The organism is Paraburkholderia sediminicola, assembly GCF_046026675.1.
Classification (GTDB): Bacteria; Pseudomonadota; Gammaproteobacteria; order Burkholderiales; family Burkholderiaceae; genus Paraburkholderia; species Paraburkholderia sediminicola_F.
Window position 1 is genome coordinate 1310743 of record NZ_JAQQEY010000001.1, and the last position, 13073, is coordinate 1323815.

At 61.6% G+C, this 13073-nt stretch carries 11 protein-coding genes; 7 read left to right on the forward strand and 4 right to left on the reverse strand.

From position 1 onward, the window contains the following. Positions 1-15: 15 nt before the first annotated feature. Positions 16-1041, forward strand: coding sequence for an aldo/keto reductase (locus PQQ86_RS05725; protein ID WP_408265288.1), 1026 nt, complete (start codon positions 16-18; stop codon positions 1039-1041). A gap of 51 nt (positions 1042-1092) precedes the next feature. Here the strand turns inward: PQQ86_RS05725 and PQQ86_RS05730 are convergent, their stop codons facing one another. From PQQ86_RS05730 to PQQ86_RS05740, 3 genes are all read right to left on the reverse strand, one after another. Then, positions 1093-1527, reverse strand: coding sequence for a cyclic nucleotide-binding domain-containing protein (locus PQQ86_RS05730; RefSeq protein ID WP_408265289.1), 435 nt, complete (start codon positions 1525-1527; stop codon positions 1093-1095). A 203-nt stretch (positions 1528-1730) separates the two neighbouring features. Then, complete coding sequence (locus PQQ86_RS05735) at positions 1731-2627, reverse strand: SDR family oxidoreductase (protein ID WP_408265290.1); 897 nt, start codon at positions 2625-2627, stop codon at positions 1731-1733. A 101-nt stretch (positions 2628-2728) separates the two neighbouring features. After that, positions 2729-3472: an SDR family oxidoreductase gene (locus PQQ86_RS05740; protein ID WP_408265291.1), complete on the reverse strand. Its 744-nt coding sequence runs from the start codon at positions 3470-3472 to the stop codon at positions 2729-2731. A 154-nt stretch (positions 3473-3626) separates the two neighbouring features. Between PQQ86_RS05740 and PQQ86_RS05745 the strand changes: the two genes are divergently transcribed. Both PQQ86_RS05745 and PQQ86_RS05750 read left to right on the forward strand, forming a co-directional pair. Continuing rightward, positions 3627-4535 carry a LysR family transcriptional regulator gene (locus PQQ86_RS05745; protein ID WP_408265292.1) on the forward strand — a complete coding sequence of 303 codons (909 nt, stop codon included), beginning with the start codon at positions 3627-3629 and terminating at the stop codon, positions 4533-4535. 150 nt (positions 4536-4685) lie between these two features. Continuing rightward, positions 4686-4991 carry a single-stranded DNA-binding protein gene (locus tag PQQ86_RS05750; RefSeq protein WP_408265293.1) on the forward strand — a complete coding sequence of 102 codons (306 nt, stop codon included), beginning with the start codon at positions 4686-4688 and terminating at the stop codon, positions 4989-4991. 889 nt (positions 4992-5880) lie between these two features. On the opposite strand, the gene PQQ86_RS05755 is transcribed toward PQQ86_RS05750, so the two are convergent. Next, positions 5881-6759, reverse strand: coding sequence for a LysR family transcriptional regulator (locus PQQ86_RS05755; RefSeq protein ID WP_408265294.1), 879 nt, complete (start codon positions 6757-6759; stop codon positions 5881-5883). Positions 6760-6868: 109 nt separating this feature from the next. Between PQQ86_RS05755 and PQQ86_RS05760 the strand changes: the two genes are divergently transcribed. The 4 genes from PQQ86_RS05760 (at position 6869) to cuyB (ending at position 12963) form a co-directional block, all read left to right on the forward strand. Then, positions 6869-8635, forward strand: coding sequence for an acyl-CoA dehydrogenase family protein (locus PQQ86_RS05760; protein WP_408265295.1), 1767 nt, complete (start codon positions 6869-6871; stop codon positions 8633-8635). After that, a complete protein-coding gene (locus PQQ86_RS05765) occupies positions 8632-9843 on the forward strand; it encodes a CaiB/BaiF CoA transferase family protein (RefSeq protein ID WP_408265296.1) in 1212 nt (403 codons plus the stop codon). The genes PQQ86_RS05760 and PQQ86_RS05765 overlap by 4 nt, the downstream gene beginning before the upstream one ends. A 75-nt stretch (positions 9844-9918) precedes the next feature. Further along, on the forward strand, positions 9919-11232 hold the full coding sequence (locus PQQ86_RS05770; RefSeq protein WP_408265297.1) for an MFS transporter: 1314 nt from the start codon (positions 9919-9921) through the stop codon (positions 11230-11232). Between the two features lie 219 nt (positions 11233-11451). Continuing rightward, a complete protein-coding gene (gene cuyB / locus PQQ86_RS05775) occupies positions 11452-12963 on the forward strand; it encodes a cysteate racemase (protein WP_408265298.1) in 1512 nt (503 codons plus the stop codon). Positions 12964-13073 lie beyond the last annotated feature (110 nt).

Here is a 13073-nt window from a genome sequence, read left to right on the forward strand (position 1 = left end):
CACGGAGAATCATCAATGGAATACAGACATCTGGGTGCATCTGGTTTCAAGGTGCCGGTACTGAGTTTCGGCACGGGCACATTCGGCGGTAAGGGTGAGTTTTTCCAGGCGTGGGGCGCCACCGACGTTGCCGAAGCGCGTCGCCTGATCGACATCTGTTTCGATGCGGGTGTCACGATGTTCGACAGTGCCGACATCTATTCGAGCGGCGCTTCCGAGTCGGTGCTCGGCGAAGCGCTCAAGGGCAAGCGCGACAAAGCGATCATCTCAACCAAAGCCACTTTCCGTTTCGACGACGGTCCGAACAATGTCGGCTCGTCGCGCTTTCATCTGATTCAGGCGGTGGACTCAGCGCTCAAACGTCTGCAAACCGATTACATCGACCTGTTCCAGTTACACGGTTTCGACGCGAAGACGCCTATTACCGAAGTCATGTCGACGCTCGACGATCTCGTGCGCGCCGGCAAGATCCGCTACACCGGCGTGTCGAATTTCTCCGGCTGGCATCTGATGAAATCGCAGGACACCGCGGATCGTTATGGTTATCCGCGCTATGTCGCGAATCAGACTTACTACTCGCTGATCGGTCGCGACTACGAGTGGGAGTTGATGCCGCTCGGCGTCGATCAAGGCGTGGGTGCGGTGGTGTGGAGTCCGCTCGGTTGGGGGCGTCTCACCGGCAAGATCAAGCGCGGTCAGCCATTGCCGGAAACGAGCCGTCTGCATAAAACCTCTGACATGGGGCCGCCGGTGCCGGACGAGTATCTGTTCCGCGTGCTGGATGCAATCGACGAGGTCGCTGCCGAAACCGGCAAGACCGTACCGCAGATCGCGCTGAACTGGTTGCTGCAACGGCCTACCGTATCTACGGTACTGATCGGTGCGCGTAACGAAGAGCAGCTGCGGCAGAACCTCGGCGCGGTGGGTTGGAATCTGACGCCCGAACAGGTGGCGAAACTCGACGCGGCCAGCGCTGTACGTCCCGCGTATCCGTATTGGCATCAGGAAGGATTTGCCGAGCGTAATCCGAAGGCGGTTTAAGCACGCTTTCTTGGCTTTGTCACGACGTAACCACGCGCTCCGGCTCGACTGCTATTTGACGAGTTCTGCCGGAGCGGCGAACAGTTCACTGTAATAGCGGCGGCCCGCATCGAGATGTTGATCGAATGCGAAACCCTGTTCGAGCATCGCGTCAAAGTCAGCGCGTTCGATTTTCATCACATAGCTGTGTTCGGTGGTGACAAGGCTGCACGGCCGATCGGTCACAGTCGCGCTAAACCATTTCCCCGCGCTCGCATGGCCCGCCGGATACGACTGTTGGCCGTATTCGATTTGCCAGCCGCCGTCCAGAAGAATCCACATGCCTTGATCGTTCGCAGCGCTGCTGTCGCATTGCGCGACCACGGTGCCGGGCTGCGCTTCCCATTCATGCGAATGGCCGATTACCCAACGCAATTGTTCCGTTGTCAGGCTCGTGAAGAAGGGCGTGTGCTTCAACAGATGAAGGTAAGTCACTGAAGGTTTCATGGCTGTACTCCGCGTGGTGACGGATGCGTCCGGCGACTGAGGTTGTTGTCGCGCATCGCAAGCGGCGATCAGAAACGACAGCAGTGCGGCGCAGGCGATCAGGATTGAGGGTTTCATGAGCGTGTAGGTTCAAAGCGGAAAGGGGACGGCGGGACGCAAGGGTCTATCAATTGCCCTCGGCGTTCCCCACGGTCATGCCTTGATTACCGCTTGATCTTCGCTTCGAGCAGATCGCCCATACCGATGCGTTTGGCGAACTCGATGCGCACGCGTTCCGAGACTTCGAGCACTTCACGCGCGCCGTCACCGACGAAATCGATCACCGAGCGCATGGGTCGCTCGCCCGAAGGTAACGCGACGATCCGTACGATTTCATCGGCCACCGCTTGCGGATCGGCGTCGTCCGGCGTGAGTTCGGACAGGCGCTCGCCGATCTGATCCATCACGCCGTCATAGCGTGCATACGCGGCGGCGCGCTCCGCATCGGCTGGTTTGCCGGCGCTCGGAAAGTGTGCGGTGCCGCGCGTGAACGCGCCCGGCACCACGATCGAGGTTTCGATACCGAAGCGCGCGATTTCGTAGGCGAGGGTGACGGCCAAAGAATCCATCGCGGCCTTTGCAGCACCGTAAGGCCCGAGGAACGGGGGAAAGCCGCCCTTGGTCGTCGTGCTGCTGATCCACAACATCAAGCCCGCTTCCTGCTGGCGCAGATACGGCAGCACCGCACGGTTCACACGCTGCGCGCCGAACAGGTTGGTGTCGAATACCTTCACCATTTCTTCAGGCGTGAACGCTTCGCTCGGGCCGACCACCAGATGGCCCGCGTTCTGCATCACCACGTCGAGCCGTCCTTGCTCGCGGATGATCGTCGCGGCGGCGGCATCGGCGGATTCTTGCGACAACACGTCGAGTTCGAGCGGATGCAACTGGATGTCCTTCGCTTGGGCGAGCGCCCGCATTTCATCGGCGCGCGGCTTGTTGCGTCCTTCGACATCGCGCATCGTCGCGTAGACGATATGGCCGGCTTCGGCCAACGATTGCGCGGTGAGCTTGCCGATGCCCGTACCCGCGCCCGTAACCAGAATGACGTTCTTCTGCATTTTTCTGCTCCGATTCGTGAAAGTGATACGACGTTTAAAGGCGCCGTGAGAGAGGCGCTTTGCGTGTTTTCAAGCCGGATTAAGTGCGCTAACCAAGTGGCTTAAGCCACGCCACCGTTGGCGCGCAGGATCTGGCCATTGACCCAGCCTGCATCCGGGCCGGCGAGGAAGGACACGACCGAGGCGATGTCGTCCGGTTGGCCGAGGCGTTGCAGCGGCGGCATTTTGGCGAAGGTCTGGATCTGTTCTTCGGTCTTGCCGTCGAGGAACAGCGAGGTCGCGATCGGGCCCGGCGCCACCGCGTTGACGGTGATGTTGCGGCCGCGCAGTTCCTTGGCGAACACATGCGTGAAGGCTTCGACAGCGGCCTTGGTGCCGTTGTAGATCGCGTAGCCCGGCATGTTCAGCGCCAGCGTCGTGCTCGAGAAGTTGACGATGCGTCCGCCGTCGTTCATCCGTGCGGCCGCTTCGCGCAGCGTGTTGAAGGTGCCGCGCACGTTGATGTCGAAGGTCTGGTCGTACAGCGCGTCGCTGGTGTCGGCGAGCGGCAGCGTCTTCAGCACGCCGGCGTTGTTGACCAGCACGTCCACTTTGCCGAGTCGCTGTTCGGTGGTTTCGAACATGCGACGCACGTCGTCGGCATTCGAAACGTCGGCCTTCACTGCGATGGCCTTGGTGCCTGCCGCCGTGAGTTCCGCAACCAGCGCATCGGCTTCCGTTGAGCTCGATGCGTAGTTGACGGCAACCGCAAAGCCGTCCTTGGCGAGGCGTTGCGCAACCGCTGCGCCGATGCCGCGGGATGCGCCGGTAACGATGGCGACTTGAGCGTTTTTGATCGTGTTCATGATTCGTTTCCTTCTGTGTGGTGAGTTGGTGAAACGAATCATGGTCGCTTTCGTCGCTGAGATAATCGGGTTAGACTTGCCATCATAATTCCATTCACTTTAACAATTGGCCGGCGAGCGGCCGGATCGCCGGCCCGGCACAAAGGCATCAACCATGGATCGTTTCGAGGAAATGCGGGTGTTCATCCGGATCGCCGAGCGGCAAAGCTTCACGCGCGCTTCGGATGACCTGCAGATTCCGCGCGCCACCGTCACCAACCTGATGAAGCGCATGGAGCAGCGGCTCGGTGCGCGGCTTCTCGAGCGCACCACGCGCTCGGTACGTCTCACACACGACGGCGAGGCGTATTACCGCCGCTGCGTGCGGCTAATCGCCGACATGGAGGAGGCGGAGGGCTCGTTTTCCAACATCGCGCCGAAGGGCCTGTTGCGCGTGAATTTGCAGGGCACTCTGGCGCGGCACTTCGTCGTCCCGGCGCTGCCGGCGTTTCTCGCGCGGTTTCCCGACATCGAGCTGACGATCGGCGAGGATGACCGGCTGGTCGATCTGGTGCGGGAGGGGATCGATTGCGTGTTGCGGGCGGGCAATCTGCAGGATTCGTCGATGGTGGGGCGGCGCGTTGCGCAGCTGCCGCAAGTGACGGTGGCGAGTCCGGCCTATTTGGAGGCGTATGGCGAGCCGGCCGATCCGGCGGCTTTGTCCACGCATCGTGCGGTCAATTACCTGTCCAGCGCGACCGGCAAGCCGGTGCCGCTCGAATTCAGAATCGACGGCCGCGAAACGGCCACCTACCTGCCGTCGACGGTATCGGTGACCGGCGCCGATCTCTACACAGGCTCGGCGGTGGCCGGGCTCGGCATCGTGCAGGTGCCGCAATACCGCGTGGCGAGTGAACTGGCGTCGGGGCGGCTGAAGATCATTCTCGCGGACTTCCCGCCGCCGCCGATGCCGGTTTCGGTGCTGTATCCGCAGAATCGCCAGTTGTCGTCGCGGGTGCGGGTGTTTGCACAATGGCTGCGGGATATTTTCGAGGCGGCGGGCGCGCAGACGGGTTCACGTTAAACGTGTGAGTTCAGCGCAGGCGCGCGGTGATTGTCATATGGCGCGAGCAGTCCGCGCTTTTGCGTAAGCCGCGCTGCGTATCGTGGGATCATACGGGCCGTGCTGAGCGATATTGTCTTTTGCACGGGATGGAATAACAGGAGTAGGGCGATGATCGATGGACTGGTGGGCGGGCGCTTATACGGCGAGGCGCAGATCCGCAAGGGGCAGAATGGTAAGCGCTTTGTGACTTGCAAGGTCCGGGCGACCACCAATGACGGCGATACGATTTTCGTCAACGTGATTGCGTTTGATGATGATGTGCAGACGGCGCTGCTCGCTCTGTCTGACGCAGATAGCGTCGCGTTGAGTGGCGCGTTGACGCCTAAGGTTTGGACTGACAAGAATGGGTTGATTAAGCCTGCTGTGGATATGGTTGCGCATAAGGTTCTTGTGGGGTATTTGCGGGAAGGGTAAAGGTTGGGGTTTTGCCTTTGGCGGCGCTTGTTTGTCAGTGTTCTTGGGGCGTTGGCCTTTCCTTGATCTGGCTTTGGTGCCTTTCCTTGCATTGTTAGTGGTCTATTAGCGTTGCCCCTGTACGGGGCGGCACCTACTTTTCTTTGCATGCCGCAAAGAAAAGTAGGCAAAAGAAAGCGGCTCAAACCGCTCATGCTAAGTGGGCACCGTGGTCTGCTGCGGGTAGTGGTGCATCTGGAATCTGGGTTCGTGCCCCTGCATGCGCTAGTGACAAGGGCGTCATACTTCCGGCGGCGCTGCGCGCGCCGAAGAGTACTTCATAGAACCAATCGCTACGTTTTGGCGCTACCGCTACCGCTACCGCTACCGGACCGTGGCTTGTCATTGCCCCGCCATTATCATCCCGATTCCGATTGGAACGGCAAGGGCAACGGCATCCGCAACTGGGTCCGCGATCATGATCGGGACCAGAACGATGATTGCCGCGCACCGACATATCATTTGAAGTGGGGGTTCCCGGGTGGGAGCAGAGGCGCCTCGCCGAGGCGAAGCCGACGGCTCCCACAAACCTCAACCGAACCCGTGGTTTCCCCTGCAGACCCGTCCGCGACGCACGCAGTGCGGAGTGGGAGTTGATGACATCTTTGTCACTAGCGTGGAATGTGCGAGAACGCGGATTCCAGATGCACCACTACCCTGTGCAAACCACGGTGCCCACTTAGCAGGAGTGGTTTGAGCCGCTTTCTTTTGCCTACTTTTCTTTGCGGCAAGCAAAGAAAAGTAGGTGCCGCCCCGCACAGGGGCAACGCTAATAGACCACTAGCAAATCAAGGAAAGGCCAACGCCCTAAGAACACTGACAAACAAGCGCCGCCGAAGGCAAAAAAACGTCACGTCCCCACCGTAAGATACTCAACAAACCGCTCCGCGACAGGCTCCGAATCGCCGCCCCTCCGCAAAAGCAAAACCTGCGACAGCAGCGTCTCCCCCTGCAAGGGCAAAAAGCAAACTCGCGGATCCTGCACCTGCCGCAAGGTAAAAGGCACCAACGCCACCCCCATCCCAAACCCAACCATCGTCACAACGGTCTGCCACAACCGCGCCTCATGGCGAATTAACGGACTAAACCCAGCCCCGACACACTGCGCAATGATCAGATCGTGATAATGCGGCGACACCGTGCGCGGAAAAAGAATAAACGGCTCCTGCGCCAACGCCCGCAGATCGACCTTGCGCTTTCGCGCCAGCGGATGATCAACCGGCAAGCAGCACAAAAACGGCTCGGAAAAAATCGGCGTCGAAACCACATCCGACGGAAAATTGCCCCAATGCGCGCAGCCCATGTCGATCTGCATCCGCTGGATCGCATGCACCTGTTCACTGGTATTCATCTCCTTCAAAACGATTTCGACGCCCGGATAGTCAGCTTCGAAGCGACTCACCGCTTGCGGCATCCCGCGGTACAACATCGAATTCACAAAGCCGATCCGCAAGCGGCCGGCTAACCCGTGCGCCGATCGAACCGTGATGCGTTCGGCTTCGCCCGCCTGCAGCAGCAAGCGGCGCGCTTCGCCAAGCAGCACCTGCCCCGCGTTTGTCAGCGCGACCGTCTTGTTGGTGCGCGCGAGCAGTTGCACCCCCAACTGTTCCTCGAACTTGCGGATATCGAAACTGAGCGCCGGCTGCGAAATGAACAGCCGCTTGGCCGCACGGCCGAAATGCAATTCCTCGGCGACAGCCACGAAATAGCGCAATTGCTTCAGGTCCACGGCAGTCTCCGGTTCTTTGAACGATAAGCTACGTCTATCGTACCGGATATAAGTTGTATTAGACGATTATCGAAGCCGCTTCTATGCTCCTTCCACAAAGGAGACAAGCATGAGCGAAATCACCGCGCAGCCGGCACACGGCTCGTCCAATATTCCCGACAGCTTGGGCATCAACTTCTTCAGCAGCGATCCCGACTTCGCCGGTCTGCTCAAACTGCATCTCGGCGACGCGCTGTATCAGGAACTCGAAAGCCAACTCGTTTCGCTAGGCCAGCGAGCGTCCGACGAACTCGACGTCTGGGCGTTGTCCGCCGACAAGAATCCGCCGCGATTGCGGTATCGCACGCGGCGCGGCGAAGCGCTGCAAAGCATCGACAAGCATCCCGATTACGTCGCGCTCGAACGCGTGGCCTACGCCGAATTGGGGCTGGCGTCGATGAGCCACGACACCCGCGAAGGCAAAAAGGCACCGCCGCCGCTGGTCAAATACGCACTGACCTTCCTGTTCGTGCAGGCGGAATTCGGCCTGTGTTGCCCCGTCAGCATGACCGATTCGCTCACGCGTACGCTGCGCAAATTCGGCGCGCCCGAACTGGTCGCGCGGTTTCTGCCGATGCTGGCGTCGCGCGATTTCGACACACTGTTTCAGGGCGCGATGTTCATGACCGAACAGGCAGCGGGCTCGGACGTTGCCCGTATCGCGACGCGTGCAGTGCTCGAATCCGGCGCGAACGGCGAAGAAGCCTGGCGTCTCTATGGCGACAAATGGTTCTGCTCGAACGCCGACGCCGATCTCGCGATGGTGCTCGCGCACGTGGACAACGCACCTGCAGGCATCAACGGGCTTGGACTTTTTCTGCTGCCGAAGACCCTGTCGGACGCTTCGCGCAACAGCTATCGGATCGTGCGTCTGAAGGACAAGCTCGGCAGCCGTTCGATGGCGAGCGGCGAGATCGTGCTGGAAGGGGCCGTGGCATATCTGATCGGCGAAGTGGGGCGCGGCTTCCACCAGATGGCCGACATGATCAACATGTCGCGTCTGTCGAACGGCGTGCGTGCGGCGGGCTTGATGCGCCGCGCGCTAACCGAGGCACTGCATATCGCGCGCAATCGCGAAGCGTTCGGCCGCAAGCTGATCGATATGCCGCTGATGCAGCGGCAATTGCTCAAGATGATGCTGCCCGCGGAGCAGGCTCGCTCGATGTTCATGCAGGTCGCCTTGCTGCTGGAGAGAGCAGACGCCGGCGATCGGCAGGCTGCGAAATGCGTGCGCATTCTCACGCCGCTGATCAAATTCCGCGCGTGCCGCGATGCTCGCCGCGTGACCGGTGACGCGATGGAAGTACGCGGTGGCACGGGCTACATCGAAGAGTGGAGTGACGCGCGGCTCGTGCGCGACGCGCATCTCGGTTCGATCTGGGAGGGCACTAGCAACATCGTCGCGCTCGACATCGCGCGTGCGGCGAAACGGGATGGCGCGCTCGAACCGCTGCGCACGTATCTGCAGGACATGCTTGGCGCGGCAGGGTTGCCTGCTGCGAGTCTCAAGGTGCTTCGTTCTACTTTGACGCGCGCTTGTGATGCTCTTGCGAGCGTCGCCGAGTGCGGACGTGATGAGTCGGTCCGGCAGGCCGGCACGGCCCTGTATCACGCGAGCACAGCTGTACTCATGGCCTGCGAAGGCGTGCGTCTCGCGCCGGATGTTCGCCGTCTCGCGCTGAGCCATCTGGTGTTGCGGCACAAGCTGCTGCCGTTCGACCCGCTCGCCGTGCAGACGTCTTCCGATGAAAGCGGTGTCATTGATGCACTGGTCAATGGCCGCAGCGTGACGCTCGACCAGGCATTGCAACTGCTGCCGGCCGGGAGCGAGCAATGACTGAACATGTGAACAACGGCAAGCAAGCAACGCAAGGCGCCTTGCAAGGCATCAAAGTCATCGACCTCAGCCGTGTACTCGGCGGCCCATACTGCACGCAAGCGCTGGCCGATCACGGTGCTCAGGTCATCAAACTGGAGCCCCCTGGCGGCGATGAAACGCGCGGCTGGGGGCCGCCGTTTTACGGCGACACCGCGTGGTACTTCGCCGGCGTGAACCGCAACAAGCAGGGCATCGCGGTCGATCTATCGTGCGACCAGGGCCGCGACATTCTGTGGAAACTCCTCGAAGACGCTGACGTGCTGGTCGAAAACTTCAAGCCCGGCACGCTCGCGCGCTGGGGCATGGACTACGAGCGCGATTTGCGCGAACGCTTCCCGAAGCTGATTCATTGCGCGGTATCGGGCTTCGGCCCCGACGGTCCGCTCGGCGGCTTGCCGGGCTACGACGCCGCGATTCAGGCGATGACCGGCCTGATGAGCGTGAACGGCGAACGCGACGGACCAGCGACGCGCGTCGGCTTGCCGGTCGTCGATATGGTCACCGGTTTAAACGCGCTGGCCGGCATTCTGCTGGCGCTCGCCGAGCGCACGAAAAGCGGGCATGGTCAATCGATCGATATCGCGCTGTACGACTGCGGCGTGTCGCTCCTGCATCCGCATCTACCGAACTATTTCGGCTCGGGCCGCACGCCAGAGCGCAGCGGTAATGCGCATCCGAACATCACGCCGTACGACAGCTATCGGACCGCGACTGCGCCAATCTTTCTCGCTGTCGGCAATGACCGGCAGTTCGCGCGGCTGTGCGCGCATCTCGGCGCGCCGGAACTCGCGGACGATCCTCGCTACGTGGACAACCGCAGCCGCTGCGCGCATCGCGAGCCGCTGAAGGCCGCGCTCGAAGACTTGCTCGCCTCGCACGATTGCGAGCCGCTTGCTCAGGCATTGATCAATGCAGGCGTGCCGTGCGGACCGGTGCAAACCGTCGACGTCGTCGCGCGCCATCCGCATACGCTGCATCGCGGCATGGTGATCGAGATGGGCGAGTATCGCGGCACGGCGTCGCCGATCAAGCTGTCGCGCACGCCGGCCACGTATCGCAGTGCGCCGCCAACGCTCGGCGGCGACACACGCGATGTACTCGACGCACTCGGCATCGACGCTGCAACCCAGCAGCGTTTGCTCGAAGCGGGTGTACTCAAAGCCTGACCGCAGCAAGCAGTTTTCCGGCGACGGCACGCAGAAGCCGCGCCATCCAGAAGAACGACCTTGGAGACGAAACACATGAATCGCGAGCCAGACGACCTCGCCGCAGGCCGGCAACCCACCCGTGCCGCAGCAGCGGCATTTGTAGGCACCACAATCGAGTGGTACGACTTTTACATCTACGCCACCGCATCCGCGCTGATTTTCGGCAAGCTGTTCTTTCCTGGCAGCGACCCGTTCTTCGCCACGCTGGCTTCGTTCGGCACCTTCGCGGTGGGATTTTTCGCGCGACCGTTCGGCGGCCTCGTGTTCGGCCACCTGGGCGACCGCATCGGCCGCAAGAAGGCGCTCGTCGCGACGCTGGCGATCATGGGTGTCGGCACGGTCGGCATCGGTTTCCTGCCAACTTATGCGAGCGCCGGCATATGGGCGCCTGCGTTGCTAGTGCTGCTGCGCGTCGCGCAAGGCATCGCGATCGGTGGCGAGTGGGGCGGCGCGGTACTGATGGCAAGCGAACATGCGCCACAGGGCAGGCGTACTTTCTTCGCTTCGTTTGCGCAGCTCGGCAGTCCGGCGGGATTGATCCTGTCGCTGCTCGCGTTTCGCGCGGTGGCGTCGATGGATAAGGAGGCGTTTCTCAGTTGGGGATGGCGTCTGCCGTTTCTCGCTAGCGCGGTGTTGCTGGTGGTGGGTTTGCTGATCCGCGCGGGGGTCGGCGAATCGCCTGAATTCAAGGCACTGAAAGCACAACGGCGCGTGGCGACGTTGCCGGTCGCCGAGGTTGTGCGCGATGCGTGGCGCACGGTCTTGTTGTGTCTCGGTGCGAATGTTATCGGCGTGGCCGGTGCCTGGTTCGTCAATACGTTCATGCTGAATTACACGACGCAGACGCTTGGACTCGATCGTTCGCTGATTCTCGATTGTCTGTTCGTGGTGGCGTTCATTCAGTTGTTCACGCAACTGGGCTCGGGATGGTTCGCGCAACGGATCGGTACCGGAAGGTTTTTGAAGGGCGCAGCGGCGTTGGCGATGCTTTCCCCTTATCCGATGTTCGCGCTGGTATCGACCGGGCAGCCGGTGGCGATTGTGTGCGGCATCGCGCTGGCGGTGATGTGCATGTCGAGTTCTTATGCGGTGATGGCCGGCTTTATGTCGACTGCATTCCCGGTGAGAGTTCGATATTCGGCTATTTCTTTGTCCTATCAGGTGTGCGCCGCATTGGCCGGCGGCTTGACGCCGTTGATCGGGACGTTGCTCGCGCATCGATATCCTGGCGCATGGTGGCCGTTGGCCGTGTTTTATAGTTGCCTCGCCGGGGTTTCGCTGATTTGCATCGGCACGCTGGAGCGCCGCAAGCGAGGCGCGGCGCGAGGTGTTGTCGAAGTGGCCTAGGTTCAGGTGCGTTGTGTGTGGCGCCTGTTTGTCCGTATGCCCCGAACAAGGGCAACGCCAATCGATCCATTACAAAACGCGGACAGGCGTCGCTCTGGGAAAACATTCAGTAAGCACTCAGCCAGGCATAAACCCGCTATTTCGTGATTAACAACATCCTGAATCCCCGAAAGCATCCTAATATCAAGGCGAACTGAAAAACGACAGGGGAAAGCCATCATGTATCGTCATCGTTCGCTGGGTGTGGTGACGGGCGCGTCGCCGCTCGCAAGCGTCGACGTGTTGAGCAGGATGACCGCGGCCTGGCGCCGGCCCGGCGCGGCCAAGCCGTTCGACTTCGTCCTCGAGCAGCATTCGTGGCAAGGACCGGTAATGCCAGGCGCCGCGAGCGCGCCATTCAAGATTCACGTGTTCGACACGATTCGCGCCTTCGAGAAACGCGGTGTCGACGCGATCGTCTTGCCGTGCTTCCTGAGCCACACTTTCATCGACGAACTCTCGGCGAACGTCGCGCCGCCGATCGCCAACATCATGGCTGCGCTTTCGGCGCATGTACGGCAGGCTTTTCCGTCGGTTCGCCGTATCGGCGTGCTGACTTCCGGCACGATCCGCCACCACGGCCTTTTCGAACGCTATTTCGACAGTGCGCGGTTCGACGTTCTGCATCCGCGTGACGAAGCGGGCGTTGATTGGGTAACGAGCGCTGTGTACGGCGACGAGGGCATCAAATGCGGGTATCTGTACGGCCGGCCGGTTGAATTGCTGCGCGCGGCTTGCGCGGACCTCATTGCGCAAGGTGCGGAGATCATCGTTCCCGGGCTCGCTGAAATCCCCTTGGTGGCGCGCGCACTTGGCACGCTGGAAGTACCGTTTATCGATACCAATCTCGTCTACGCGCGCTACGTTGCAGCGGCGCAATATGCGCAGCCGGAGCGGCGTTTCAAGGTGGGGGTGCTGGGCGGTGTCGGCCCGGCGGCGACTGTCGATTTCATGGCGAAACTGGTGCGCAACACGCCGGCCGCCTGCGATCAGGACCATATCAAGGTGATGGTCGAGCAGAATCCGCAGATTCCGGATCGCACTGAAGCGCTGCTCGGCAACGGCGACGATCCGACGCTCGCGCTCTATGCCGCCTGCAAGACGCTCGAAGAGGGCGGCGCCGATCTCATCGCGATTCCGTGCAATACGGCGCATGCGTTCGTGGAACGGATTCAGCCGGCGTTGACCATTCCGATCGTCAATATGCTGACCTGTACCGCCGATTATCTGCGCGAGGCTTTCCCGAGCCTGCGCGAAGTCGGCGTGCTGGCCACCTCGGGCACACTGGCGAGCCGGGTCTACGAGAAGGTGCTCGAAGCATGCGGCTTCGTCCAGATCGCGCCGGCCGCGGCCGCCCAGGCCCGGCTCATGAACGCGGTTTATGGGCCGAGTGGCGCCAAGGCGGGCTACACGTCGGGTGAGTGCTGTGACGACGTCGCCGCTGCGGTGGATGACCTGGTCGCGCAAGGCGTGCAGGTCATCGTGCTGGGTTGCACCGAGTTGCCGCTGCTGCTGCGCGGTTCGACGCTGACGCGGCCGGACGGGTTGGTGGTGCGGCTTGTCGATCCGACCGAGGTGCTGGCAAAACGCTGCGTGGCTTACGCGTTGGGAGGAAGCGGAGTGTCGCAGGCCACTTCGGAACCGGCGGCGCCGGTGATGGGCCGGTTTAACGTGGAAAGCGTCTTCGGCTAGGGTCGGCCAGATCCGGCTGGTTCCGGCTGGTTCCGGCTTGTGCTCGGCCCCGCGCCGCGCCGGAAAACCTTGTATTTCCCTCCCTCCGCCGCCATTTCCTGACGGCTGCA

Coding starts and splice junctions, on each gene's coding strand:
- PQQ86_RS05735 (WP_408265290.1), bottom strand. CDS start 2,627: ATGCAGAAGAACGTCATTCTGGTTACGGGCGCGGGTACGGGCATCGGC.
- PQQ86_RS05725 (WP_408265288.1), top strand. CDS start 16: ATGGAATACAGACATCTGGGTGCATCTGGTTTCAAGGTGCCGGTACTG.
- PQQ86_RS05730 (WP_408265289.1), bottom strand. CDS start 1,527: ATGAAACCTTCAGTGACTTACCTTCATCTGTTGAAGCACACGCCCTTC.
- PQQ86_RS05760 (WP_408265295.1), top strand. CDS start 6,869: ATGAGCGAAATCACCGCGCAGCCGGCACACGGCTCGTCCAATATTCCC.
- PQQ86_RS05765 (WP_408265296.1), top strand. CDS start 8,632: ATGACTGAACATGTGAACAACGGCAAGCAAGCAACGCAAGGCGCCTTG.
- PQQ86_RS05745 (WP_408265292.1), top strand. CDS start 3,627: ATGGATCGTTTCGAGGAAATGCGGGTGTTCATCCGGATCGCCGAGCGG.
- cuyB (WP_408265298.1), top strand. CDS start 11,452: ATGTATCGTCATCGTTCGCTGGGTGTGGTGACGGGCGCGTCGCCGCTC.
- PQQ86_RS05740 (WP_408265291.1), bottom strand. CDS start 3,472: ATGAACACGATCAAAAACGCTCAAGTCGCCATCGTTACCGGCGCATCC.
- PQQ86_RS05750 (WP_408265293.1), top strand. CDS start 4,686: ATGATCGATGGACTGGTGGGCGGGCGCTTATACGGCGAGGCGCAGATC.
- PQQ86_RS05770 (WP_408265297.1), top strand. CDS start 9,919: ATGAATCGCGAGCCAGACGACCTCGCCGCAGGCCGGCAACCCACCCGT.